This is a genomic window from Saccharothrix sp. ST-888 (genome assembly GCF_000955975.1).
In the GTDB taxonomy this organism is placed as follows: Bacteria; Actinomycetota; Actinomycetes; order Streptomycetales; family Streptomycetaceae; genus Kitasatospora.
The window spans coordinates 30,455-55,852 of sequence record NZ_JYJF01000040.1 but is presented as its reverse complement, the minus strand read 5'-3'; the positions used below and the strand labels follow the sequence as shown (position 1 = coordinate 55,852).

General features: G+C 73.3%; 20 protein-coding genes and 1 pseudogene. 12 read left to right on the top strand and 9 right to left on the bottom strand.

Annotated features, from left to right (window positions below):
- From UK12_RS45040 to UK12_RS15285, 6 genes and pseudogenes are all read right to left on the bottom strand, one after another.
- A pseudogene (locus UK12_RS45040) lies at positions 1 to 458 on the bottom strand (DUF899 family protein); the annotation flags it as partial.
- A 206-nt stretch (positions 459 to 664) separates the two neighbouring features.
- Positions 665 to 1,975, bottom strand: coding sequence for a DUF58 domain-containing protein (locus UK12_RS15305; RefSeq protein WP_045303507.1), 1,311 nt, complete (start codon positions 1,973 to 1,975; stop codon positions 665 to 667).
- Between the two features lie 40 nt (positions 1,976 to 2,015).
- Positions 2,016 to 3,014 carry an AAA family ATPase gene (locus UK12_RS15300; RefSeq protein WP_045303506.1) on the bottom strand — a complete coding sequence of 333 codons (999 nt, stop codon included), beginning with the start codon at positions 3,012 to 3,014 and terminating at the stop codon, positions 2,016 to 2,018.
- The gene (locus UK12_RS15295; protein ID WP_045303505.1) at positions 3,011 to 4,243 is read right to left on the bottom strand and encodes a DUF4350 domain-containing protein; all 1,233 of its coding nucleotides are present in this window, start codon (positions 4,241 to 4,243) and stop codon (positions 3,011 to 3,013) included. The genes UK12_RS15300 and UK12_RS15295 overlap by 4 nt, the downstream gene beginning before the upstream one ends.
- Positions 4,240 to 4,947 carry a DUF4129 domain-containing protein gene (locus tag UK12_RS15290; protein ID WP_045303504.1) on the bottom strand — a complete coding sequence of 236 codons (708 nt, stop codon included), beginning with the start codon at positions 4,945 to 4,947 and terminating at the stop codon, positions 4,240 to 4,242. Before UK12_RS15290 ends, UK12_RS15295 begins: the two co-directional genes overlap by 4 nt.
- Before the next feature lie 5 nt (positions 4,948 to 4,952).
- On the bottom strand, positions 4,953 to 6,218 hold the full coding sequence (locus UK12_RS15285; protein WP_045303503.1) for a hypothetical protein: 1,266 nt from the start codon (positions 6,216 to 6,218) through the stop codon (positions 4,953 to 4,955).
- Between the two features lie 252 nt (positions 6,219 to 6,470).
- Here UK12_RS15285 and mtrA point away from each other — a divergent pair, with 252 nt between their 5' ends.
- The 3 genes from mtrA to UK12_RS15270 are packed head-to-tail and all read left to right on the top strand — an operon-like array spanning position 6,471 to position 11,383.
- Positions 6,471 to 7,148, top strand: a complete 678-nt coding sequence (mtrA, locus tag UK12_RS15280; RefSeq protein WP_045303502.1) for an MtrAB system response regulator MtrA — start codon at positions 6,471 to 6,473, stop codon at positions 7,146 to 7,148.
- 1 nt (position 7,149) lies between these two features.
- Entirely contained in the window at positions 7,150 to 9,426 is a 2,277-nt protein-coding gene (mtrB, locus tag UK12_RS15275) for an MtrAB system histidine kinase MtrB (protein WP_197084881.1), read from the top strand.
- Complete coding sequence (locus UK12_RS15270) at positions 9,398 to 11,383, top strand: LpqB family beta-propeller domain-containing protein (RefSeq protein WP_045303501.1); 1,986 nt, start codon at positions 9,398 to 9,400, stop codon at positions 11,381 to 11,383. Before mtrB ends, UK12_RS15270 begins: the two co-directional genes overlap by 29 nt.
- Here the strand turns inward: UK12_RS15270 and UK12_RS15265 are convergent.
- Entirely contained in the window at positions 11,367 to 12,287 is a 921-nt protein-coding gene (locus tag UK12_RS15265) for a ComF family protein (protein ID WP_197084880.1), read from the bottom strand. The genes UK12_RS15270 and UK12_RS15265 overlap by 17 nt on opposite strands.
- A 389-nt stretch (positions 12,288 to 12,676) precedes the next feature.
- On the opposite strand from UK12_RS15265, the gene hpf reads away from it, so the two are divergent.
- Together hpf and UK12_RS15255 are read left to right on the top strand one after the other, a co-directional pair.
- Positions 12,677 to 13,381, top strand: coding sequence for a ribosome hibernation-promoting factor, HPF/YfiA family (hpf, locus tag UK12_RS15260; RefSeq protein ID WP_045303500.1), 705 nt, complete (start codon positions 12,677 to 12,679; stop codon positions 13,379 to 13,381).
- Between the two features lie 224 nt (positions 13,382 to 13,605).
- Positions 13,606 to 14,373 carry a response regulator gene (locus UK12_RS15255; protein ID WP_045303499.1) on the top strand — a complete coding sequence of 256 codons (768 nt, stop codon included), beginning with the start codon at positions 13,606 to 13,608 and terminating at the stop codon, positions 14,371 to 14,373.
- Positions 14,374 to 14,393: 20 nt separating this feature from the next.
- On the opposite strand, the gene UK12_RS15250 is transcribed toward UK12_RS15255, so the two are convergent.
- Positions 14,394 to 15,557, bottom strand: coding sequence for a winged helix-turn-helix domain-containing protein (locus tag UK12_RS15250; protein WP_045303498.1), 1,164 nt, complete (start codon positions 15,555 to 15,557; stop codon positions 14,394 to 14,396).
- Positions 15,558 to 15,641: 84 nt separating this feature from the next.
- Here UK12_RS15250 and UK12_RS15245 point away from each other — a divergent pair, with 84 nt between their 5' ends.
- Together UK12_RS15245 and secA are read left to right on the top strand one after the other, a co-directional pair.
- A complete protein-coding gene (locus UK12_RS15245; RefSeq protein ID WP_045303497.1) occupies positions 15,642 to 16,004 on the top strand; it encodes a hypothetical protein in 363 nt (120 codons plus the stop codon).
- Positions 16,005 to 16,193: 189 nt separating this feature from the next.
- Positions 16,194 to 18,974, top strand: a complete 2,781-nt coding sequence (secA, locus tag UK12_RS15240) for a preprotein translocase subunit SecA (protein ID WP_045303496.1) — start codon at positions 16,194 to 16,196, stop codon at positions 18,972 to 18,974.
- A 156-nt stretch (positions 18,975 to 19,130) separates the two neighbouring features.
- Here secA and UK12_RS36595 read toward each other — a convergent pair whose 3' ends face one another.
- Entirely contained in the window at positions 19,131 to 19,709 is a 579-nt protein-coding gene (locus UK12_RS36595; protein ID WP_052681898.1) for an Rv3235 family protein, read from the bottom strand.
- A gap of 334 nt (positions 19,710 to 20,043) precedes the next feature.
- Here UK12_RS36595 and UK12_RS15230 point away from each other — a divergent pair, with 334 nt between their 5' ends.
- From UK12_RS15230 to UK12_RS15210, 5 genes are all read left to right on the top strand, one after another.
- The gene (locus tag UK12_RS15230) at positions 20,044 to 21,336 is read left to right on the top strand and encodes a patatin-like phospholipase family protein (protein WP_197084879.1); all 1,293 of its coding nucleotides are present in this window, start codon (positions 20,044 to 20,046) and stop codon (positions 21,334 to 21,336) included.
- A gap of 173 nt (positions 21,337 to 21,509) precedes the next feature.
- Positions 21,510 to 22,019, top strand: coding sequence for a DUF6912 family protein (locus tag UK12_RS15225; protein WP_045303495.1), 510 nt, complete (start codon positions 21,510 to 21,512; stop codon positions 22,017 to 22,019).
- 278 nt (positions 22,020 to 22,297) lie between these two features.
- Positions 22,298 to 22,798 (top strand): SigE family RNA polymerase sigma factor, encoded by a 501-nt coding sequence (locus tag UK12_RS15220; RefSeq protein ID WP_045303494.1) that lies wholly within the window; start codon positions 22,298 to 22,300, stop codon positions 22,796 to 22,798.
- A gap of 484 nt (positions 22,799 to 23,282) precedes the next feature.
- Entirely contained in the window at positions 23,283 to 24,581 is a 1,299-nt protein-coding gene (locus tag UK12_RS15215; RefSeq protein WP_197084878.1) for a hypothetical protein, read from the top strand.
- A gap of 73 nt (positions 24,582 to 24,654) precedes the next feature.
- A complete protein-coding gene (locus tag UK12_RS15210; RefSeq protein ID WP_156178745.1) occupies positions 24,655 to 25,311 on the top strand; it encodes an HAD family hydrolase in 657 nt (218 codons plus the stop codon).
- The last annotated feature ends 87 nt before the right edge of the window (positions 25,312 to 25,398 follow it).

Sequence of the window (25,398 nt, the reverse complement as noted above, 5' to 3'; positions counted from 1 at the left end):
CGATGGTACTGCAGGGGGGACCCTGTGGGAGAGTAGGACGCCGCCGAACAATCATTCAAGCCGTGGCCCCCAGCGTTTCGCTGGGGGCCACGGCTTTTTTGTTTTCTGGGGCCCGTTTTCAGAGAAACGCAGGCGGGCGAGGCCGGGTAGTCGAGAGGACCGGACGGGCGGCGGTTGACCGGCTCGTTGTCGCGGACGGTCGTGGAGTAGGTGAGGAACATGCGGTCGCCGTCGCGCAGGGAACAGACGATCTGCTCCACTTCTACGCCGACCGGCGCTGCCATGCCCCGCACCGAGTACCAGGGCTGGGTGTAACCCATGAGCTCGACGTAGGGAGCCACCTCGTCCCACCGGCCCGTCGTCAGGATGGCGAACGAGACGCCGCGGGCGTTGAGATAGACGGCGTCCTCCACGTGCCAGGCCGTGGTGGTGCAGCCCTCGCACTGCCCCTGGTGCGGCGGCGCGCCGCCGCATCACGTCGGGCTGACAGTTCACGGACGCGCTCTTCAGCGGTTGGCCGTGGTTTGGCCGTGGTGATGACCGTTGGGACCGCCCTGGCTAAGGCCGCTGTCGATATGGAACGCGTCGGGGCGGGCAGCAGCGCGTGGCGCCGGCGCCGGGCACCCGTACAAGGCACGGCTGCGGGAGGCGGCCGGGAGGTGGTTCAGAGCCGTCCGGCGGCCTTGAGCGCCAGGTAGGCGTCGGCGAGTGCCGGGGGCAGGGCGGCTGGTGGTGCGTCCAGGACGGTGACGCCGTGGCGGGTGAGGCGTTCTGCGGTGCGGCGGCGGTCGGCACGGGTCTGCTCGGCGGCGGCGGCGCCGTACACGTCCTGGACGGTGCCCCGGGCGGTGGCGAGCTCGTCCAGGCGCGGGTCGGCGACGGACGCCAGGACGACCTCGTGGCGCCGGGTCAGCAGGGGGAGCTGGGGGAGCAGGCCCTCCTCGACCGGGCGGGCGTCGAGGCCGGTGATCAGCACGATCAGCGAGCGGCGCGGGGCCATCCGCAGGGCGCATGCGGTGAGTGCGCGCATGTCGGTTTCGAGCAGTGCGGGTTCGAGGCTGGCCATCGCGTCGGTGAAGGCGGGCAGGATCTCGTTCGGCGAGCGGCCGATGACGCTGCCGCGCCGGTGCAGGTCGTGGGCGAGCAGGTCGACCCGGTCGCCGGCCCGGGTGGCGAGGGCGGTGAGCAGCAGCGCGGCGTCGAGGGCGGCGTCCAGGCGCGGGGCGTCGCCGACGCGTCCGGCGCTGGTGCGGCCGGTGTCGAGGACGACGAGGATGTGCCGGTCGCGTTCGGGTCGCCAGGTGCGGACGGCGACGGTGTTGCGGCGGGCGCTGGCCCGCCAGTCGATCGAGCGGACGTCGTCGCCGGGCAGGTACTCCCGCAGTGAGTCGAACTCGGTGCCCTGACCGCGTGCCAGCACCGAGGTGCGGCCGTCGAGTTCACGCAGGCGGGCGAGCCGGGAGGGCAGGTGCTTGCGGCTGGTGAAGGGGGGCAGGGCGCGCAGGGTCCAGGGGACGTGGTGGGAGCCCTGGCGTCCGGCCAGGCCGAGCGGACCGAGGGAGCGTACGGTCACCCGGTGGGCGTGGTGGTCGCCGCGCCGGGTGGGGGCGAGCAGGGTGGTGAGCCGGCGGCGTTCACCGGCGGGGACGGTGAGGGCGTGTCGGGAGCCCGCGAAGGCGGTGCCGGGGCGCCAGGCGGACGGCGGCCAGGCGTCGCGGAGTCGGGCCCGGAGCGGCCGTCCGGACGGGTTGGTGACGGTGAGTTCGACGGTGGCGGCCTCGCCGAGCCGGACGGTGGTGTCGCCGCTCCGCTCGAAGCGCAGGGTGCGGACCGGCGCGGCGAGCACCAGGTCGGCGAGGACGCCGAGGAGTACGGGCAGGGTGACCGTGCCGATTCCCGCCCAGGAGGGCAGCAGGAGGCCCACGACGAGCGCGCCGAGCGCGACGAGCAGGGCGGTGCGGCCGGTCAGGGCCATGGGGTGTACTCCCTTGGTGGTGCTGTGGGTTGAGCAGCTGTCAGCGCGGCGCGGGGGTCTGGGCGAGGACGGCCTGGATGACGGAGTCGGCGGTGACGCCCTCCATCTCGGCCTCGGCGCGAAGCTGGATGCGGTGCCGCAGGGTGGGCAGGGCGAGGGCCTTGACGTCGTCGGGGGTGACGTAGTCGCGGCCGGCCAGCCAGGCCCAGGCGCGGGAGGTGTTCAGCAGAGCGGTGGCTCCGCGCGGGGAGACGCCGATGGAGAGCGAGGGCGACTGCCGGGTGGCCCGGCAGATGTCCACGATGTAGGCGAGCACCTCGGGGGAGACGGTCAGCTTGGCGATCAGGGCCTGGGCGGCGGCGATGTCGGCGGGTCCGGCGACCGGGCGGACGCCTGCGGCGGCGAGGTCGCGCGGGTCGAAGCCGGCCGCGTGCCGGGTGAGGACCTGGAACTCCTGGTCGCGGTCGGGCAGCGGGAGGACCAGCTTGAGCAGGAAGCGGTCCAGCTGGGCCTCGGGCAGGGGGTAGGTGCCCTCGTACTCGACCGGGTTCTGGGTGGCGGCGACCAGGAAGGGGACGGGCAGTCGGCGGGGTTCGCCGTCGACGGTGACCTGGCGCTCCTCCATGGCCTCCAGCAGGGAGGACTGGGTCTTCGGCGGGGTGCGGTTGATCTCGTCCGCGAGCAGCAGGTTGGTGAAGACCGGTCCCGGCTGGAAGGAGAACTCGGCGGTGCGGGCGTCGTAGACGAGCGAGCCGGTGACGTCGCCGGGCATCAGGTCGGGGGTGAACTGGATCCGCTTGGTCTCCAGGCTGAGCGCTGTGGACAGGGTGCGGACCAGCAGCGTCTTGGCCACGCCCGGGACGCCTTCGAGCAGGACGTGGCCGCCGCAGAGCAGGGCGACGACCAACCCGGTGACGGCGGCGTCCTGGCCGACCACGGCCTTGGCGATCTCGGCGCGCAGGGCGGTGAGGGCGGCGCGCGGGTCGTCGGAGGCCGCCGGGGCCGTCGCGGGTGCCGGGGTGGAGACCTGTTCGGTCACGGCTGTCGTACCTGCCTTTCCAGGGCATCGAGGTCGTCGGTGAACCGCACCAGGGCGGCGTCGTCGGTGGGTGGGGTGCCGTACAGCAGCGCGTGGACCTCGGCGGCGGGCCGTCCGAGTCGGTCGGCGACGGCGGCGCAGAGCGCGGTGGGGTCCGGTTCGCCCGCGGTGAGCGCTACGCCCAGGGCGGGGGCGAGCCGGTGCCGGGCGGCCTGGCGGAGCGCGTCGGCGGCGCGGCCGCGGGCCTTGGCGCGCTGGTAGAGGCGGGCCCGGCCCTCGGTGGTCTCGGTGGCGCGGACCACGACGGGGAGGTTCTCGGTGACCACGGGCCCGAGGCGGCGGCCGCGCCAGAAGGCTGCGAGCAGCGCGGCGAGGACGAGTTGGAGGCCGGCCCAGGTCCAGCCCTCGGGGATGTAGTCGGTGAGGGTGCGCTGCGGCCCCGCGGCGCTGCCGTCGCCGGACCGGGCCGCGGCGGCGTAGTCGGGGAGGTACCAGATGAGCTGGTGGCGGGAGCCGAGCAGGCTCAGGCCGAGGGCGGCGTTGCCGTCCTTGGCGAGCCGCTCGTTGGTCAGCAGGCGGCCGGAGCCGAGGACGACCAGCTCGCGCGAGCCGGGGTCGGTGTGCCGGACCAGCGGGTAGGCGCCGAACCTCGGGTAGCACCCGGTGTCGTCGGCGCCGGGCCGGTAGAGCAGGCCGCCGAGTTCGGCGTGGCCGGCCAGGGTGGCCTCGGGGAGGGGGCAGTCCGCGGGGACGCCGGTGGAGCCGGCGCTCTTCGGTATGCCGTTGGCGGTGGTCGCCAGGGTGATGCCGGGGGTGAAGGCGGCGAGTGCGGCGGCCTCGGGCGAGATCAGTACCAGGCGGCTGTCGCTGCCCCGCCGGACCTGTGCCAGCCGCCGGAGTTGAGTGGTCGTCATCAGGTCGGGTTCGGGGAGGACCACGGTGCTGCCGGGTTCGGCGAGCGCGTCGGCCAGGGTGTCCTCGGTGTCGACCGTACGGGTCGTCAGGCCCTGCTTCTCCAACAGGTGGACCACCGCGCGGGCGCCGTCGCGGTCGGGGGAGCGCGGGTCCAGCGGTGGGTACTGCCCGTGGCTGCCGAGGCCGGCGACCAGCAGGCCGACGAGCAGCAGCAGGACCGCGAAGAGCAGGAACCAGCGGGAGCGCAGCCAGAGTTGACGGCCGGTCGGGGAGGTGCTGCCGGCCGTCCCGGTGCGGGTGGCGGTGAGCGTCATGCGGTGCCTCCGCCGGTCGGGACGGGGACCGGTGCGGTCGGTGCGGGCGTCCCGGTGAGCACGGGCGTGGCCCGCTGGAGGGCCCGGTCGAGGTCGAGCAGGGACTGGTAGGCGGTCCGGTCGGCGGTCCGGTCCCCGTAGGCGATGCCGTCGAAGGTGCGGGCGGCGTCGGCCAGCGCGGTGGTGTGCGCGGGCAGGGCGCGGCCGGCCTCGGCGGCGGCCTCGTCGGCGGTGCGCCCGGGGCGTACGTCGAGGACGGTGCGCTCCTCCAGGGCCCTGACCAGGGCGCGCATCTGCTCCCGGACGGCGGCGGACCACTCGCCCGCGGCGGCGTGCGCGGCTGCGGCGCTGCGGTGCTGGGCGGCGGTGCGCGGCCCTTCGGCGGCGAACAGGGCTGCGGCGCTCTGGACCCGGCGGCGGGGGGCGCCCAGGCGCCACCACAGGGCGGCGCCGATCAGCACCGCCACCACCAGGAAGAACAGCAGGCCGGTGACACCGCTGCTGCCCACGGAGCCGACCTGCGACAGCGCGTGGCCGAGCTGGTCCTGGATCCAGGTCATCAGCTGTTGCAGCAGGCTCGGGTCGTGCTGGTGGTAGACGGGGTTGAGGAGCTCCCGGCGGGCGTCGTCACGGGCCGGGTCGCGTGGGACGGTGACCGGGGCGCCGCTCGCGAGCAGCAGCGTCCCTTCCCCCCAGATGGCCATCTCTGTCAGATCCTCTGCGGTCCGCCCGGCACGGTCGGGCCCTGCGGGCCGGTGGGACCGGACCAGCCGGTGCCGCCGAACTCCGGCAGACCGGCGGCGCGGGCCAGTTCGATGTCGAGGGCCTCGCGGCGGATCCGCTGGTCGACGTAGAGCAGGACGTTCACGCCGGCCAGCACCGGAATGGTGATGGTGGCGACCAGGGTGCCGCCGATGGCGAGGCTGGCCAGCATCGCGGGCGGGGCGCCGGCCAACGCGCCGAACGGGCTGCCGGTCGTGCCGGCGTCGTCCGGGGCCAGCAGCATGCCGATCACGAGGAACGGCAGCGCGACGATCGAACCGACGATGCCGATCACGAGCCGGCTGATCAGGGTGACGCCGAAGACCCGCCACCACGAGCCCTTGACGAGCCGCCGGGAGCGCGCGAGCGCGGTCAGCACGCCCTGCCGCTCCAGCATCAGGGCGGGCGCGGCCAGGCTGAGCTGGATGCCGAGCCAGAGCGCGACCGGGACGGCCGCCAGGATCGGCAGGAACAGCAGCGCGATCAGCCCGGGGTCGGGGTGGCCGCCGATCAGCACGGCTATCAGCGGCACGGCGGCCAGCAGGATGACCCCGGCGATGATCAGGCTGGTCAGGAGGGTGACCCCGGCCAGCTTCAGCAGCTGCGGCCGGGCGTCCCGCCACACCTCACCCAGGGTGGTCGAGCGGCCCAGGATGGCCTTGCTGACCACCATGGTCAGCAGGCCGGCCGCGAGGATGCCCAGCACGAAGTTGACCGGGTAGGTGGCGAACAGCGCGACGGCCGGGCCGGCGGTGTGGGGCGACTCGTACGCCCACCACTGGGCGAGCGCGGAGAGCGTCTGCTCCAGGGCGGCCACGCCGAAGGACAGGCCGACGGCGGTCCGCCAGTGGCGGCGCACGGTGGACATGGCGCCGTCCAGGATCTCGCCGATCCCGAGCGGGCGCAGCGGGATGACGCCGGGCTTGGGGCTCGGCGGCGCACCCCAGCCGGGGTGGTAGCCGCCGGGGCCGGGCGGTGGGCCCCACCCGGGCTGTGCGCCCGGTGCGGCGCCGTAGCCGGCGTACGGACCGGGGGCGCTCCAGCCCTGCGGTGGTGCGGCCTGCGGCGGGATCTGCGGGGTGGCCGGCTGTGCGGCGTCCGGCTGTGGGGTGCCCTGCTCCGGTGCGGGGGTGGAAGGTGGTGCCGACGGCCCGGCGGCCTCATGCGGTGGCTCGGGCGAGCCGGGCGACGCCCAGCTCGGGGTGTCGGTCATCACTGCTCCTCGTAGCGGCTCTGCGGAAGATCACGGGTGCTCGTGCGACCACCGAGCGGTACCCTGTGGCGCCCATCGTGCCATGGTGGTGCCATCGGCCCCAGAGGTGTTCCCCTTGCTGATCGACAAGAGCCCGTGCGACCTGCACGGCCTGCGAACTTTGCGACGATATGACCGAGTTGGCGGGGTGCTCCGCGCCGAAATGGCACGGCTGTGCGGCACGTCACAATCCCGTAATGAGAGGATGGACGCATGAAGGGACGCGTCCTCGTCGTTGATGACGACACCGCACTGGCCGAGATGCTCGGCATCGTGCTGCGTGGTGAAGGTTTTGAACCGTTTTTCGTCGCGGATGGGGACAAGGCGCTAGCCGTGTTCCGGGAGACCAAGCCCGACCTGGTGCTCCTCGACCTGATGCTGCCCGGCCGGGACGGCATCGATGTCTGCCGGCAGATCCGCTCTGAGTCCGGCGTGCCGATCGTCATGCTCACGGCCAAGACCGACACGGTGGACATCGTGGTCGGCCTGGAGTCCGGTGCCGACGACTACGTCACCAAGCCGTTCAAGCCCAAGGAGCTGGTGGCCCGGGTACGTGCCCGGCTCCGCCGCGCCGAGGAGCCCACTCCGGAGCAGCTGACCATCGGCGACCTGGTCATCGACGTGGCCGGGCACTCGGTCAAGCGGGACGGCCGGGGCATTCCGCTGACCCCGCTGGAGTTCGACCTGCTGGTCGCGCTCGCCCGCAAGCCGTGGCAGGTGTTCACCCGCGAGGTGCTGCTGGAGCAGGTCTGGGGCTACCGGCACGCCGCCGACACCCGGCTGGTGAACGTCCATGTGCAGCGCCTCCGGTCCAAGATCGAGAAGGACCCCGAGCGGCCCGAGATCGTGGTGACCGTCCGCGGTGTCGGCTACAAGGCCGGGCCCAGCTGACGTGACGTACGACGCTGACGACACCCCGTCGGGCTCCGCCGCCGACGGGGAAGCCGCTGTGCCCGGGGCCGTGCTGAGCTCGACCGTCCAGGGCCGCGGGCCCCGGCGCGGTCCGGCCGCCCTGCTGGCCATGGTGGCGCGTCAGCTCCGGCGCCCGGTGCACCGGGTGCTCGCGCTGTACCGCCGTTCCATCCAGGTGCGGGTGGTCGCCGCGACCCTGCTGCTCTCGCTGGCCGTGGTGCTTGTGCTCGGCGTGGTGGTGGTCGCGCAGGTCCGCACCGGGCTGCTGGACGCGAAGAAGCACTCCGCGCAGGGCCAGGCCATCGGCGGCTTCCAGATCGAGCAGGAGAAGATCAACGAAGCCATCAACCTGCAGGCCAAGGCCGGGACCAGCGGCGGCGAGTCGACCGCCGACGAGCTCAGCACCTGGCTGATCAAGCAGGTCTCGGACCTCGCCAGCGGCGGCACGGGCGTCTACTCGGTGATCGCCCTGGTCCCGACCACCGACCAGGAGGAGGCCGCCCCCAGCGCCGGACTGCGCGGGGCCTGGTACTCCGGCAACATCCTGCCCAGCAGCATCCCGGCCCAGCTGCGCCGGGACGTGGCCGCCGACCCCTCGGTCGCGCACGAGAAGGTCACCGACATCCAGCGCGGCGACGGCGGCCCGTCCTACAGCGAGCCCGGCCTGGTCATCGGCAAGCAGTTCACCGGACCGGACAGCCGGCCGTACCAGCTCTACTACGTCTTCTCCTTCGGCCAGGAGACCAAGACCCTCGGCCTGGTCACCGGCACCCTGGCGACCGCCGGGGTCTTCGTGGTGATCCTGCTCGGCGGGATCGCCTGGCTGGTGGTCCGTCAGGTCGTCACCCCCGTACGGATGGCCGCCGGGATCTCCGAGCGGGTCGCCGCCGGGCACCTGGAGGAGCGGATGAAGGTGACCGGGACGGACGACATCGCCCGCCTCGGCGACTCCTTCAACCGGATGGCCAACGGTCTGCAGGCGCAGATCCGCCAGCTGGAGGAGCTCTCCCGGGTGCAGCGGCGCTTCGTCTCGGACGTCTCGCACGAGCTGCGCACCCCGCTCACCACCGTCCGGATGGCCGCCGACCTGATCTACGACAGCCGCGAGGACCTCGATCCGATGGCGGCCCGCTCCGCCGAGCTGCTCCAGGACCAGCTGGACCGCTTCGAGTCGCTGCTCGCCGACCTGCTGGAGATCAGCCGGTTCGACGCGGGCGCCGCGCTCCTGGACGCCGAGCCGGTGGACCTGCGCGACATCGTGACCCGGGTGGTGGAGGCCGCCGACCCGCTGGCCCAGGCCAAGGGCAGCGCGGTGGTCATCCGGGGTGCCGAGGACCCGGTGGTCGCCGAGGTGGACTCCCGGCGGATCGAGCGCATCCTGCGCAACCTGGTGGTCAACGCGCTGGAGCACGGCGAGGGCCGGGACGTGGTGGTCCGGCTCGGTTCGGCCGAGGGCGCGGTCGCGATCGGTGTCCGGGACTACGGCATCGGACTCAAGCCGGGCGAGGCGTCCCGGGTCTTCCACCGCTTCTGGCGCGCGGACCCGTCCCGGGTGCGGACCACCGGCGGCACCGGCCTGGGCCTGTCGATCGCGGTCGAGGACGCCCATCTGCACGGCGGCTGGCTCCAGGCCTGGGGCGAGCCGGGCGGCGGCTCGCACTTCCGGCTCACCCTGCCCCGCACCAGGGGCGGCGAGGTCGGCCGGGCGCCGTTCCGCCTCGAACCCGAGGACTCCCGGCACAACCTCGGCCTGGGCGCCCGGGGCACCCCGTACCGGCGGACCGCGCGTCCGTCGGGGGCGACCGCGCTGAGCGCCTCGGACGAGAGCACCGGCGCCGCTCCGGCGGTACCGGAGACGCCCGAGACCCCGGAGGGCGGCCTGAGCAGCTTCGGCAGCGGCCTGGGCGGGGTGCTGAGCATCGGCCCGGGGCTGGGCAAGCTGCCGTCGGCGCCGGTCTCGGACCCTTCCGACGTCCGTGCCGCCTCGGCGGGATACGGTGCCACCGGCGCCCACGTGGTGGTGGACCGGCCGCTGGTCCGTCCGGCGGCGCAGGAGCCCGAGGCGGACGACGAGGCTGCGAACGGCGCGGCCGTGGACGACGAAGCAGCGGACGACTCGGCTGCGGGTCGTGGCACTGCGGGTCGTGGCGCTGCGGAGAGCAGCGGTTCAGCTGGGCACGGTGCCGACAGGAACGGTGCTGCGGACGGCGATACGGAGGGGGCGCGGCATGCCAGGGACGGACGGCAGGACGACTGAGGCGCGCCTCGGTGCCACCGCTTCGCAGACCGACGCCGCCGGGCCGGGAGTCGGCACAGCAGCCGGACCGACCGGTGCACGAGGTCGGATACCCGGTCTCCCCGGCCCCCGGGCCGCCCGCAGGATCGGCTGGTCGGCGACGGCCGGGCTGGCCGCGCTGCTGGTCAGCGGCTGTGTCGCGATGCCCGCCGACGGCCCGTCCGAGCGGGTGGAGGTGCTGCAGGCGGCCGGAGCGGAGAACCTCCAGGTCCGGGTCTTCCCGGTGGCGCCGCACCCGGGCGAGGACCTGGCCGGTCTGCTGACCGGCTTCCTGGACGCCTCGAACGCGGACGAGCCCGACTACGCCACCGCGTCCAAGTACCTGACCGCGTCCGCGCGCAGCCAGCACCGCTGGCGGCCGGAGGCGGGCGTGACGGTGCTGGCCAAGAGCCCCAGCCGGACGATCAGCGCGCCCAAGCCAGAGGACGTGAGCATCGACATCCCGGTCACCGGGGTGAAGGTCGGGCAGATCGACGCGGCGCACACCTACCGGGTGGTGGCGAACGAGCCCTACCAGGAGAAGTTCACCTTCGTGAAGGAGAAGGAGGGGCCGGACAAGGGGGAGTGGCGGATCGATCAGCTGCCGGACGGGCTGATCGTCGACCAGACCAACTTCCGGAACGGCTACCGGGCCACCCACCGCTACTTCTACGCCGCCTCCGACCCGTCGGTGGCCGCCCAGCAGCAGCCGGTCCTGGTGCCTGACCCGATCTATCTGCGGCGTCGGACCGACCCGCTGACCGCCGCCGCCCGAGCGCTGGCCGACGGCCCCTCGGCCTGGCTGGGCAAGGCGGTGTACTCGGCCTTCGACGGTGCGAAGCTGGTCGGCGACGTCTCGGTGAGCGACAGCCGGGTGATCTCGGTCAAGGTGAACGTCCCCGACTTCGGCGCTCAGCCGAAGCTCTGCCAGCAGATGGCCGATCAGCTCTACTTCACCCTGCTCGACCAGCAGGGCAAGGGGCAGATCGAGCGGCTCGACCTGAACGGGGTCAAGGGCGGCTGCTCGCAGAACGCCTCGCAGGCCCAGGCCGTCGCCCCCGGCAGCCTGGCAGCCGGCGCGCAGGGCCTGCCGCAGGCGTACTACCTTTCGGACACCGGCAAGTTGATGCAGACCCAGGGCAGCGGCGAGGGCACGCCGGTGCTCGGCGACCTCGGGCAGCCGAAGGCCGGTCAGACACCGGTCGGTTCGGTCGCGGTGCGGCGGGACGGCAACATGGCGGCGGCCGTCAGCAGTGACCAGCGGCAGCTCTTCGTGGCCGGACTCGGCACGAACGAGCGGCTGGGCACTCCGGTCGCCACCAGCGCCGCCACCTCGCCGAACCAGGGCCTGACCTCGCTCAGTTGGGACGGCCGCCAGGACCTGTGGCTGGTCGACCGCGACCCGGCGGCCGCCAGGGTGCTGATGGTGCGCGGCCGTTCGGTGGTCCCCGTCGAGGTCGGCGAGCTCGGCGGACGTACCGTGCAGTCGCTCAAGGTCGCCTCGGACGGGGTGCGGGCGGCACTCGTCCTGGCGGACAGCTCCGGTGCGCGGACGCTGATGGTGGGGCTGGTGGTGCACTCGGGCACACCGGCCAAGCCGGAGGCGCAGATCACCGGTCTGCGGCCGGTGGCGCCGCTGCTCAGCGAGATCGCCTCGGTCTCCTGGGCGGACACCGACCAGCTGCTGGTGCTCGGCAAGGAGCCGGGCAAGCTTCAGCAGCTGCACTACGTGGGCACGGACGGTTCGCAGAACACCGACTCCCCGCTGCAGGGTGGCGAGTCGATGATCTCGGTCTCGGCCTCGGAAGCCCGCTCGGGCGACCAGGCGCTGCCGGTGCTGGCGGTCTCGAAGGACAACGAGATCTACCGGCTCCAGGGCAGCCAGTGGCGCGAGGCCGCGCCGCAGCACCACGGCACCTCCTTCACCTACCCGGGCTGAGTAGCCGCCCCTCGGCTGCCGGAGCCGGGGCCGCGCGGCCGGTCGAGCCGGGCGCAGCGCCCTGCGGAGCGCGCCGGACGGTGGCGGCCACGGTCGCGGCGGCCGACGGCGGGTGGCCGACCGCGCCCAGTGCGCGGGCGGCCTCGGCGAGACTCGCCCCGGTGGTGACCAGGTCGTCCACCAGGATCGGCCGACCGCCCGTCAGCCGGGCGGCCAGGTGCGCCGGCACCGTGAGCGCGCCGTGCAGGTTCCGCCGCCGCTCGACGGCGGTCAGCCCGGACTGGTCGGCGACGGCCCGCCCGTGCCGCAGGACGGGAGCGACCGCGGCCCGCAGACCGCCCCGGCGCAGCTCCCGGGCCGCCGCGCGGGCCAGCCGCAGGGTCGGGTCGTGCCCGCGGGCCCGGACGGCCCGCCGGGTGGAGGGCACCGGCACCAGTAGGACGGGCCCGGCGTCCGCCCCCGGGACGAGCTCCGCGGCGGCGTGGCCGAGCGCGGCGCGGACCGCGACCGCGAGTGCCCCGCCGAGCGGCCCGGCCAGGGAGAGCGCGCCGCGCTCCTTGTGGGCGAGCAGCAACTGCCGTACCGGGTCGGCGTAGGGCGCGGCGGCGTACAGCGGGGGCAGCCCGGCCGGTGGCGGCCGCGGGCCCGCGGGCTCGGCGTGGGCGGCTCGCAGCACGGCCCGGCAGGACGGGCAGAGGGGGCTGTGCCCGGTGCGGCAGCCCGCGCAGCGGGCCGGGAGCAGCAGGTCCAGCAGGTCGCGGAACAGGGAGCCGGACAGACCGCCGGACGGAGAGCCGACGGCGGAGGCGGCATCGGCGGCGGGCCAGGCGACCGGGATGCCGACTGGGACGCCGACTGGGACGGTTGCGGGAACGGCGGCGTGATGGGGAACGAGATCCGGCACGACTCCTCCCTAGGGCTTCCGGGAGCGGAGACTGGGCCTTACGGTGGACGCCCCCGGCGTCGTTGTCCAGCCGTTTACCGCCGTTTCACCCGCAAGAGGGTAAACAAGGTAAAACAGCCGGACCGGCGACATCACGCCGCTACCTTGTTCGACTGGGGAGGCGAAATCCCCTTCGCGGGTGTTCGATAAGGCTCCAAGGGGTTTCAAGCGTTCCTGGTGGGGAGGAAGTGAGGTGAGGGCCAGTCGCGATGGCCGCCCTCGGTGACGGGGGCACCTCCCGGCGAGAGCCGGCAGAGGAGGGGCGGCAGGCACGGGCTGGTCCGGCTGGGTCTCAGCCCGATCCGGTGAGCACTCCGGATCGGCGTCAGCACGAGGGATCGGAGTTCTGCGTGGACATCGTCGTCAAGGGCCGCAAGACCGAGGTGCCCAAGAGGTTCCGCGAGCACGTGGCCGAGAAGCTGGAGAAGGTCCAGAGGTTCGACGGCAAGGTGATCAGCCTCGACGTCGAGGTGTCCAAGGAGCACAACCCGCGTCAGGCCGACCGGTCCGAGCGGGTGGAGATCACCCTCCGTACCCGTGGCCCGGTGATCAGGGCCGAAGCCGCCGCTGGTGACCCGTACGCGGCGCTCGACCTGGCCTCGGCCAAACTGGACGCGCAGCTGCGCAAGTCCGCCGACCGCCGCCGGGTGCACAAGGGTGGCACCGGCGGCCGCACTCCGATCAGTGTCGCGGAGGCGACGGCCGCACTGGCGGCACTCCCCGAGACGGCACCGGCCGGCGGGGCGGCCAACGGCGCGGTCCGCAAGACCATGATGGGATCCCTGGAGGTGGAGGGCGACGGACCGCTCGTCGTCCGCGAGAAGACGCACCCCGCCGCGCCCATGTCGCTGGATCAGGCGCTGTACGAGATGGAGCTCGTCGGCCACGACTTCTACCTGTTCGTGGACAAGGACAGCGGGCTGCCGAGCGTGGTCTACCGCCGGCACGGCTACCACTACGGTGTCATCCACCTGGAGCCGAACGGCGCGGCCGTCGGAGAGATCGGCGGCGTCGGCGGGGCCGGCGGCGCGATCGGTGAACCGGACGAGGACTGACCCCGGCCGGTAGCGGCGACCACGGCCGACGACCACGGCACACACGCCGGCAGCGGCAGGCAGCCGCCGTCGGCACAACGGAACAGATCGACGGTCCGGGTGACCCCGGTGGCCACGGCCACCGGGGTCACCCGGCTGGGCGGTCCGACGTCGGAGGGTGACCGGGCGGTGGCTACGCCGTGGAATGATTGCCCGGACACTGACCGACGAGGGGGGAGGAGCGGATGGGGGATCACTTCAGGCCCGGTGCGGGGGGAGGCATCGGCGCCGGGCAGGGCCGGGAGCGGCTGGGGGAGTTCGCGGAACCGGAGTGCCCGGCGGAGCAGGCGGAGCCGATCCGGGTCCTGGTGGTCGACGACCACGCACTGTTCCGCCGCGGCCTGGAGATCGTGCTGGCCGAGGAGGAGGACATCACGGTCATCGGCGAGGCCGGGGACGGCGCCGAGGCCGTGCTCAAGGCTGCCGACCTGTTGCCCGACATCATCCTGATGGATGTCCGGATGCCGCGGCGCAGCGGTATCGAGGCCTGCACCGCGATCAAGGACGTGGTGCCCAGCGCCAAGATCATCATGCTGACGATAAGCGACGAGGAAGCCGACCTCTACGAGGCGATCAAGGCCGGAGCCACCGGCTACCTGCTCAAGGAGATCTCCACCGACGAGGTCGCCACCGCGATCCGAGCGGTGGCCGACGGCCAGTCGCAGATCAGCCCGTCGATGGCCTCCAAGCTGCTCACCGAGTTCAAGTCGATGATCCAACGGCGTTCCGACGACCGGGAGTTGGTCCCGGCGCCCCGGCTCACCGACCGGGAGCTGGAGGTGCTCAAGCTGGTGGCGACCGGGATGAACAACCGGGAGATCGCCAAGGCGCTGTTCATCAGCGAGAACACCGTGAAGAACCACGTCCGGAACATCCTGGAGAAGCTGCAGCTGCACTCCCGGATGGAGGCCGTGGTCTACGCGATGCGGGAGAAGATCCTCGAAATAGGCTGACCGTCGGCCCGGTTGCCGCCCTACTGCGCCAACAGCCGCTCCAGGGCGGGCCGCAGCCGCTCCTCGGCCAGGGTCTCGACCCGGACGGTGTCGCAGCCCACCCATTCGGCGGCCTCGCGCAGCGCCCCGGCCAGCGCCTCGACGTGCTTCGGCGCGTCCAGCGAGACCCGCCGTGCCACCAGCGTCCGCCCCACGCGGGCCGGGTCGACCCGGCCGACCAGGCGGCCGCCCGCCAGCAGTGGCATGGCGAAGTACCCGTGCACCCGCTTGTGCCGGGGGGTGTACGCCTCCAGCCGGTGCACCATGCCGAAGATCCGCTCGGTCCGGGCGCGGTCCCAGACCAGCGAGTCGAAGGGGGAGAGCAGCGTCGTACGGTGCCGCCCGCGCGGCTCGCTCGCCAGGGCCGCCGGGTCGGCCCAGGCGGGCGCGCCCCAGCCGGCCACCTCGACCGGTACCAGCGGGGAGTCCGCCAGTACCGAGTCGACCTGGTCGGCCCTGAGCCGGTGATAGTCCATCAAGTCCGCCCTGGTGGCCACCCCGAGGGCGGCGCCGGCCTGGGCGACCAGTCTGCGCAGGCACTCGGCGTCGGTCGGCTCCTGGCCGAACAGATCGGCCGGGATGGCCTGTTCGGCGAGCTCGTACACCCGCTTCCAGCTGCGCCGCTCGGTGCAGACCACGTCGCCGAAGGCCAGTGCCCGCTCGACCGCGATCTTGGTGTCGGACCAGTCCCACCACTCCGAGGTCTTCTTGGCCCCGCCCAACTCGGTGGAGGTGAGCGGGCCCTCGGCGCGCAGCTTGTCCAGCACGTGCCGGTACGTCTCCGGGGTCACCTGGTGGCCCCAGGGGTGGCCGCGGTCGCGGTAGCGGCGGCGCCGGAAGGCGAACAGCGGCCACTCCTCCACCGGCAGGATGCAGGCCGCGTGCGACCAGTACTCGAAGGTGCTCTCCGCGCCCCAGTAGGCCGACTCGACGGCGGTGCGGCCCACCGCGCCCAGGCGCGCGTACGGGACCAGTTCGTGCGAGCGGGCCAGCACGGAGATGGTGTCCAGCTGCACCGCGCCCAGATGCCGCAGCACCCCGCGCACCCCGGCCCGGCGATCCGGGGCGCCGAGCAGGCCCTGGGCCCATAGGGCGATCCGGCGGGCCTGGTCGGCGGAGAGCGTCGCGGCGGGGGTCGAGGTCATGCTCGCGAGCCTAGAACGGGGCACTGACACCGCCGGACCCGGCGGCGATACCCTGAGCCCACCGGACAGAGGGGGAGGTGGCACGTGGGCTGGCTGTGGGCACTGATCCCCGCCGTGGTCGTCGGCGGGGGCTGGGTCGAGCGGAACGTACGGGGTGCGCTGAGAACCAGGCACAAGCGGAAGTTGGAGCTGCTCCGGATCGCGGACCGGCAGCGGCTCGAGCTGGAGGCGGCGAAGCGGCCGCCGGAGCCGATCTGCGGCTGCACCCACCACCTCGCCAAGCACGACCGGACCGGCCGCTGCCACGAGCAGGTCGAGTGCCCGGTGGCGTGGGACGCGGACCGGAAGCCGGTACGGTATGAGCCGAGGCCGTGCAACTGCCAGCAGTACATCGGCCCGGAACCGCTGGGCACCGTCTTCGCGGCCGAGTTGATCGATCCTCGCTGAACTTCCTTCCGCGGTGCCCCTTTTGCCCCTGAGCGTGCCGCTAGGGGGCATTCCTCTCCCGGGTGACACGGGAATACCGTGCTGACGCACCTCCCAACGCGTTGGCCTCCTCGCATACGATGGCCCGTACGGTGGGGTGTCCCACCTCGCAGTAAGTCCAGAGCCGATCCAGGCAAGGAGCCCGCTCAAGTGTCCGTCTTCGACAAGATCCTGCGCGCCGGCGAAGGCAAGATCCTTCGCAAGCTGCAGCGGATTGCTGCCCAGGTCAACTCCATCGAAGAGGACTTCGTCAACCTCACGGACGACGAGCTGCGCGCACTGACCGACGAGTACAAGCAGCGCCTCGCCGACGGCGAGAGCCTGGACGACATCCTGCCCGAGGCGTTCGCGACGGTCCGCGAGGCGGCCAAGCGCGTCCTCGGTCAGCGGCACTACGACGTCCAGCTGATGGGCGGCGCGGCGCTGCACTTCGGCTACGTCGCCGAGATGCGCACCGGTGAGGGCAAGACCCTGGTCGGCACCCTGCCCGCCTACCTCAACGCGCTGACCGGCCAGGGCGTCCACCTGATCACCACCAACGACTACCTCGCCGAGCGCGACTCGGAGTGGATGGGCCGGGTGCACCGCTTCCTCGGCCTCGAGGTCGGCGTGATCCTCGGCAACATGTCGCCCGCCGAGCGCAAGCGCCAGTACGCCTGCGACATCACGTACGGCACCAACAACGAGTTCGGCTTCGACTACCTGCGCGACAACATGGCCTGGTCGCAGGACGAACTGGTCCAGCGCGGCCACAACTTCGCGGTGGTCGACGAGGTCGACTCGATCCTCATCGACGAGGCCCGTACCCCGCTGATCATCTCCGGCCCGGCCGACCAGGCGACCAAGTGGTACGCCGACTTCGCCAAGCTGGTGCTGCGCCTGAAGATCGACCGCGACTACGAAGTGGACGAGAAGAAGCGCACCGTCGGTGTGCTGGAGGAGGGTGTCGGCCGGGTCGAGGACTACCTCGGCATCGACAACCTCTACGAGTCGGTGAACACCCCGCTGGTCGGCTTCCTGAACAACGCCATCAAGGCCAAGGAGCTCTACAAGCGGGACAAGGACTACGTCGTCATGAACGGCGAAGTCATGATCGTCGACGAGCACACCGGCCGTATCCTGGCCGGCCGCCGCTACAACGAGGGCATGCACCAGGCGATCGAGGCGAAGGAGGGGGTGGAGGTCCAGAACGAGAACCAGACGCTGGCCACCATCACCCTGCAGAACTTCTTCCGTCTGTACGACAAGCTGTCCGGCATGACCGGTACCGCCACCACCGAGGCGGCCGAGTTCCACCAGATCTACAAGCTCGGCGTGGTCCCGATCCCGACCAACAAGAACCCGCTGCGCATCGACCAGCCCGACCTGATCTACAAGTCGGAGCCGGCCAAGTTCGCCGCCGTGGTCGAGGACATCGTCGAGAAGCACGAGAAGGGCCAGCCGGTGCTGGTCGGCACCGTGTCGGTCGAGAAGTCCGAGTACCTCTCCCAGGAGCTGCGCAAGCGCGGCGTCCCGCACGAGGTGCTGAACGCCAAGCACCACGAGCGCGAGGCGCTGATCATCGCGCAGGCCGGGCGCAAGGGCGCCGTCACCGTCGCCACCAACATGGCCGGCCGCGGTACCGACATCATGCTCGGCGGCAACGCCGAGCACCTCGCCGCGGCCGAGCTGGCCCAGCGCGGTATCACCCCGGAGGCGCCGGAGGAGTACGACGCCGCCTTCCCGGGCGCGCTGGAGAAGGCCAAGGCGGCCGTCAAGGCCGAGCAGATCGAGGTCCAGGAGCTCGGCGGCCTCTACGTGCTGGGCACCGAGCGGCACGAGTCCCGCCGGATCGACAACCAGCTGCGCGGCCGTTCCGGCCGTCAGGGCGACCCGGGCGAGTCCCGGTTCTACCTCTCGCTCGGCGACGACCTGATGCGGCTCTTCAAGGCCGGCATGGTCGAGCGCGTGCTCTCGATGGCCAACGTGCCCGAGGACGTGCCGATCGAGTCCAAGATGGTGACGCGCGCGATCGCCTCCGCGCAGACCCAGGTCGAGCAGCAGAACTTCGAGATCCGCAAGAACGTCCTCAAGTACGACGAGGTGCTCAACCGCCAGCGCGAGGTCATCTACGCCGAGCGCCGCCGCGTCCTGGAGGGCGAGGACCTGCAGGAGCAGGTCGGCCACTTCATGGACGACACCGTCGAGGCGTACGTCACCGCAGCGACCGGCGAGGGCTTCGAGGACGACTGGGACCTGGAGAAGCTCTGGGCCGCCCTCAAGCAGCTCTACCCGATCACCCTCGACCTGGAGGGGCTGGAGGAGGAGGCCGGCGGCCAGGCCGGGCTCACCCCCGAGTTCCTCACCCGGGTCCTGCAGGAGGACATCCAGGCCCAGTACGGCGCCCGCGAGGACCAGCTCGGCTCGGAGATCATGCGCGAGCTGGAGCGCCGGGTCGTCCTCTCGGTGCTCGACCGCCGCTGGCGCGAGCACCTCTACGAGATGGACTACCTGCAGGAGGGCATCGGCCTGCGGGCGATGGCGCAGCGCGACCCGCTGGTCGAGTACCAGCGCGAGGGCTTCGACATGTTCACCGCGATGATGGAGGGCATCAAGGAGGAGTCCGTCGGCTACCTGTTCAACCTGGAGGTCCAGGTCGAGCAGCAGGTCGAGGAGGTCCCGGTCGAGGACCAGGCGATCGAGGAGGCCAGCGTGCTGCTGGAGAAGCTCGCCAAGGACTCCGGCGTCGCCCGCCCCGAGATCAAGGCCAAGGGCCTGGAGGCCCCCAAGCCGCAGCGTCTGCACTACACCGCTCCCACGGTGGACGGCGACGAGACGGTCATCGAAGGCGACTTCGACGAGTCCGGTGCGGACGGTGACGGCGACGGCCTGACCCGGGCCGAGCGCCGCAAGGCCGCGAAGGCGGCCAAGGGGCGTCGCCGCAAGGTCTGACGCTTCGCCGAGTCCGGCTTTTCGGGGCGCCGCTTCCCGCGCGTGCGGGGGGTGGCGCCCTGTGGCGTCTGTGGGGGCGCGCGCCCGGGCGGGACGATCGACGGGGCCGCTCTTCGGGGCGGGGAGACCTGGTGGAACGGCTGGAGTGGGGGCCGGTCAGCGGGCTTCGACGGCGGCGCACTGCCACTGGTCGGTCCGGCGGTGCTGTTCGAGGCGGAAGGCGACCATGTGGTGGCGGTGCCCGAACTCGACCCGGACGCAGACCTCCAGCGCGCCGGGCCCCGGTGCGGAGTCGTAGACCCGCCCGAGCCGGTGGCCGACGACCCGGCCGCGCGGGCGCAGCGGGCCGCTCCTGACCAGGGCGGTGAGCTGCTGGTAACCGGGAACGGTGGTGTGCCGCTGGAGCTGCCCGGCCGGGCGGCGGCCGGTGAGGACCTCCACCAGCCGGTGCGCGAAGCGGGCGGCCAGCTCGCTGTGGCCGCCGCCGTGCGCCGGGGCGCAGGCGGCGCGCGGGTGGCGCGGCCGACGCGGCTCGCTCAGGGCGCGGGCCGGGGCGGGGACGGCATGTGCGGGGCCGCCCTGGACAGCGGGCGCGACGGCGGGAGCCGGTGCCGTGCAGGAGCGCGGGTGCGCGAGCGGGCGGCGGGCGTGCGGGTGTCCGGTGGCGTGGACCAGGGGGCGTACGCGCGGAGCGCGGAGCGTCGCGAGTTGCGGGACGGCTGCGGGCTCGACCATGGGCGGTACCTCCGGCGGATGGGTGTCGGTGGACGGCAGGGCCTGTCGAAGACCTTGGTACCCGGGCCGCCGGGGGTGGGGCAATCACCCCTCGGCGCGCGGAGCGGGCGCGCGCCGAGTCACCTATCCGGGTGATGTCCCTTGCGCCCCGTGGGGTCCGGGGCCGGTAGCACGGGCCGCGGGTTGACGTCGGCGGGTGGCCGGGGGCGCTCGAAGGGGGACGTACGCTGGTTGGCATTCGCGGCGCGAGCCGGGTGCCGTACCGGGTGTACCGGCCGGTAGCCAGGAGGATCGGGGAAAACGATCCGGAGACCGGAGAGGCGGCAGCGGAATGATGACTCAGCCATCGGCCGAGTCGGCAGGGGTGGCGGGGACGGCGGCGGGGCCGGTGAAGGCCCCCGGTGCGTCCTCGACGGCGGCTGCCACCGCACGGTCCGGCCCCGAGCGGACCGGGGGGGAGCGCGGTGCCGCGAAGGTCGACGGCAGCCCCGACGGCACCGGGGCCGACCGGGGGCGGCGCCCGGCGGGCGGGCTGGACCGGGTGCCGGTGAACGGCGCCCTGGTGGATGTCGTCGCGCGGAGCGGCACGGCGCCGACCGTCCCCGGCGCGGACGGCGTCCGGCGTGGCCTGGTGCTCGGCGGCGGCGGCATGCTGGGCGCGGCGTGGACCATCGGGGCGCTCTGCGCGATCGAGGAGAGCACCGGCTGGCAGCCCGGCCGTGCGGAGGTGATCCTCGGGACGTCCGCCGGCTCGATCCTGGGCACGATGCTGGCTGCCGGGGTGCGGGCCGAGGAACTGCGGGACCACCAGCGTGGCCTGCCGATCCGTACCGGTCCGCTGGCCGGCGTGGAGTTCGACTACGACACCGCCGTCGGTGGTGCGCTGCCGCCGCGCCCCCGCCCGGGGATCGGCTCTCCCGGCCTGCTGCGGGATGCGGTCCGGCACCCGCGCGAGTACCCGTTCCTGACCATGGTCTCGGCCGTGGTGCCGACCGGTCGCGGCTCGGTGGCGCCGGTGGGCGAGCTGGTGCGGGGACTTCTCGACGAGGACGGCTGGCCGCTCGGATCCGGCCTGCGGGTGGCCGCGGTGGACTACCGCACGGGCCGCCGGGTGGTCTTCGGCGACCCGGACGCGCCGGAGGCCGACGTGGCCCAGGCGGTGATGGCCTCCTGCGCGATCCCCGGCTGGTTCGCACCGGTGGACGTGGCCGGCAGCCCGTACGTGGACGGCGGCTGCTGGTCGGCCACCAACGCCGACCTGATGGCCGAACGCGAACTGGACGAGGTGTACGTGCTGGCGCCGATGGCGCTGCGGCCCGCGTGGGCGGGCCCCGCTCGGGTGGACGCGGGACGCGGCACGGTCGCCGCCCTGCGCGAGTGGCGGGACCGGGACCGCCCGAAGGGCGTGCTGGCCCAGCTGGTCAGCCGCTACCGCCGCGCCGTGACCCGGCAGATGCTCCGGGAGGCCCGCCGCCTGCGGGATTCGGGCGTCCGGGTGCGGCTGCTGGCGCCGACCCTGGAGGATCTGGCGGTGATGGGGCCCAACATGATGGATCCGGCCCGCCGCCCCGAGGTCCTGGAGACCGCGCTGCGGACCAGCCGGTCGGCGCTGACCGCCGTACGGTGACCCTCGGCCGGCGGGCGTCGAGCACACCGCCGCCCGCAGCCCCCCACCCTGGGCGCCCGCCCGGGGTGGGGGGCGGGGTGTGAGCCGTATTCTTGGTGCGCGGTGTGATCAGCCGTCCGTTGTGGCCCCGCTGTTGGAAGAACCCGAAGACCCGAAGAACCGGAGTGCCCCCGATGCGCGTGTACGTGCCCACCACGTTGAACGGTCTGGCGGCGGCGCACCCGGGCGGTGCACTCGACCAGTCGGCGGCCTACGCCGTCACTCCCGCACTGCGCGAGTGGTACGTCAGCGACGACCTGGAGGAGCTGGAGTACGCGGCGCTGAACCGGGCTGCCCAGGGCTCGCTGCGCCTGCTCGCCGCCGATCCGCAGGCCCCGCGCCGCCGTGTGGTGGTGGCGGTCGAGGTGGCGGACTCGGCGGTGCGCCCGTTCCCCGGCGACGAGTACCAGGACCAGGCCTCGCTCGGCCGGGTCGAGCTGGTGGGCCCGGTCCGGCTGGCCAAGGCCGCCGCCGTGCATGCCGATGTCGCCGACACCGAGGTGGTCGAGGACGTGACGGCCGCCGCCGAGGCGATCGCGGCCGCCGACAAGGGCGATGCGGACGCCCAGTTCACCGTGGACGGCGCGGAGGACCACGACCTGCTCTGGTTCGCCACCCAGGAGATCCCGTCCCTGCTCGCCTGAGAGTTTTCTGAGGGCGTTCTGAGGGCGCCCAGGCTGCCGCCCGGTGACCGCTCCCGGGTGGCAGCGGTACGGCGGTCCCGGGGTGGTCGGGGCGGCGGAAGACGGTCCACCGTGAGGTCTCGGGGTGCGGACGCTCCCGCCGTTCCCCGTCGGCTGTGATCTCTGCGCGGGCGGTGCGGCCCGCTGCGGACGGTTCTGTGATCTGCGTCTCGTGGTGTCAACCCGGTCGGGTTCCCAGGCGTAGACGGATCAGAAACCGATCTTGCAAGGAGCCGGCGTTGACCGAGGAGGAGTTCACCGAGTTCTACACCCACTCGGTCAGTCGGCTCACCGGACAGCTGTACGTGATGACCGGAGACCTGCACGAGGCGCAGGACGTGGTCCAGGAGGCCTTCGTCCGGGCCTGGGGCAAGCGTCGGCAGCTGGAGCGTGAGCGCGCCCCCGAGGCGTGGGTGCGCACGGTCGCGTGGCGGCTGGCGATCAGCCGGTGGCGGCGCGTGCGGGGCGGCCGGCAGGCCTGGATCCGGCGCGCGGACCCCGAGTCCGCGGCGGGACCCGATCCCGCCGCCGTGGACTTGGACACCGCCCTGCGCGCGCTTCCCGCGCGGCAGCGTCTGTGCGCCGCCCTGTTCTACGTGTGCGACCTGCCGGTGGAGCACATCTCCGCCGAGACGGGCATGGCCGTCGGCACCGTCAAGACCCACCTGTCCCGGGCCCGGGCCGCTCTCGCGGGCCACCTCGACCAGCCTGCACACACCGGGGAGAACCGTGACGCCTGACCGCAACGACCCGGTGACAGCCGCACTGCGCCGGGCCGCGAGCTCGGCCGAGCAGCTGGCGGCCCCCGCGAACGTGCGGGTGATCGCCGTGCGGGGACGGCGTCGCCGTCGCCGCCAGGCTCTTGCCATGGCGGGCGGACTCGCGGGCCTGTGCGGCACCGCCGTGGCGCTGGTCGCCCTCGCCGTCGGCCCGGCCCCGGCGCCGGGCCCGGCGACCGTTCCGGCGACCCGGCCGAGCGTCACCTCGGGCCCTTCGGCCACCGACACGTCACGCCCCTCACCGGCGAACTCCCGGCCGCAGCCGGGCAGTCCGCAGGCGAGCGTGACCCGACCGCCTGCGCCCGGCAGCTCATCGGTCCTTCCCCACCCGGGTGGCTCGGTCCCCGCCAGTCCCACACCCAGTCTCACCTCCAGTGCCACTCCCAGCGCCACTCCGAGCTGACCCGTCACCGCGAACCGCACTTCCTACCGAACCCGGGAAACCATGACGCCGTCGTCCCTCGCGCAGCACGCCCCGACCCCGACCGGCGCCGGGCGGCCGGAACCCACCGAGTACGATGCGCCGGCCCCGGCCGACCGCGTGCGGCCCCTCCACCCGCCGATATCCGGCCAGCCCGCCGGTGCGGGCCACACCTCCGGCTCCCGCCCGCCACTGCCGGACCGCCTGCGGCGGGCCGGGCACGCGGCCTGGCCGGCGCTGGTGGTCTACGCCACGACCGCGCTGCTGCACCTCGTACTCCTGGCGGCGATGAACCCGCCGGGCGGCCCCGGGATCCATAGGCGGCTGCTCGCCTGGGACGGCCTGCTGTACACGACGATCGCCGCACAGGGCTACCCCGACGGCTTCACCTACAGGCCCACGGGCGAGCTCACCGGCAACAACCTGGCATTCTTCCCGCTGTTCCCGCTGCTGGCCCGGGGCGTCCACGGCCTGACCGGTCTGGACCACGGCACGGCCGCGATCGTGACCGCCCACCTCGCCCTGGTCGCCGCGCTCATCACCGTCCACCTGCTGCTGACCCGGCTGTACGGACGGCGCACGGCCACCATCGCCATCGTCCTGCTGGCCGCCGCCCAGCCCATGTCCCTCGCCTTCCTCATGGCCTACAGCGAGTCACTGTTCGTCGCCCTGGCCGCAGGCACCCTGCTCGCCGCCCACCGAAAAGCCTGGCTCACCGCCGGCACCCTGGCGCTGCTCACCGGCCTCACCCGGCCGGCCGCCGCGGCGGTCGTGGCGGCGCTGGCCGTCGCCGCCGCCCTGCACCTCCTGCGGACCCGGCGCCTGGCCTGGCGCCCGATCGCCGCCGTCGCCCTCGCCTGTACCGGCACGCCCCTCTACCTGTGGTGGGTGGGGCAGCGCGTCGGCCGGCCGGACGCCTGGTTCACCATCCAGGAAGCCGGCTGGGGCACCCACTGGGACAACGGCAGCTCCTTCGTCCACTTCCTCGGCGAGACGCTGGCACGCGGCGACGGCTGGGTCCCCGTCAGCACCGCCGTCCTGCTCCTCGCCGTGATCGCCGCCACCGCCGTCGCCTGGCAGCGCACCACCTGGCCACCGCTGCTCGTCTACGGGACCGGCATCCTGGTGCTCACCCTCGGGCAGAGCAACTTCTACCACTCCAAGCTGCGCCTGCTGGTCCCCGCCCTGGTGTTCCTCGTCCCCGCCGCGCGCGCCCTCACCCGGGCACGCACCGGCACCGTCGCGATCGTGCTGACCGGCGGCGCGCTGTTCGGCTGCTGGTACGGCGCCTACATGCTCACCACCTGGCACTACGCGATCTGACCACCCGGTCCGCCCGCCGGCCCGGCCACGGCGGTTTTTCCTGCCGCTTGACAGTTCCGGCTACCGTTCCCGGGTGCGTACTCACATCGTCTGGGACTGGAACGGCACGCTCTTCCACGACATGGCGGCGGTGCTCGAAGCGAGCAACGCCGCCTTCGCCACCGTGGGGATCGCCCCGATGACCCTTCAGCAGTACCGGGACTCGTACGAGATCCCGATCCCGCGCTTCTACGAGCGCCTGCTCGGCCGGGCCCCGAGCCAGGCGGAGTGGGAGCAGCTGGACGGTGTCTTCCACGACCGGTACACCGAGCTGCGGGGCGGCTGCGGTCTCACCGAAGGTGCGTCGGCGCTGCTGCGCGACTGGCAGGCGGCGGGCAACAGCCAGTCGCTGCTGTCGATGTACGAGCACGAGCAGCTGGTGCCGGTGGTGGACGCCTTCAGGATCACTCCGCACTTCGTCCGGGTGGACGGGCGGGTCGGGGATGCGGGTGGGCGGAAGGCCGGTTTCCTGGCCCGGCACCTGGCGGCGCTGGCCCCTGCGGTCGAGCCGGGGCGCACCGTACTGATCGGGGACGCGGCGGACGACGCGCTGGCGGCGCTGGAGTCGGGCGCGCACGCGGTGCTGTACACGGGCGGTTCGCACAGCCGGGCCAAGCTGGAGCAGGTCGGCGTGCCGGTGGTGGACACCCTCACGGAGGCGGTGGAGCTGGCGGCGCGGATCGCGTCGTAGGGCACGGGGGCCCGGGCAGCCTCCGGCGGGCGCAGCGACCCCGCTCCTTGCGGCGTGTCATCGGCGGCCGGCGGGGCACCGGGTGGT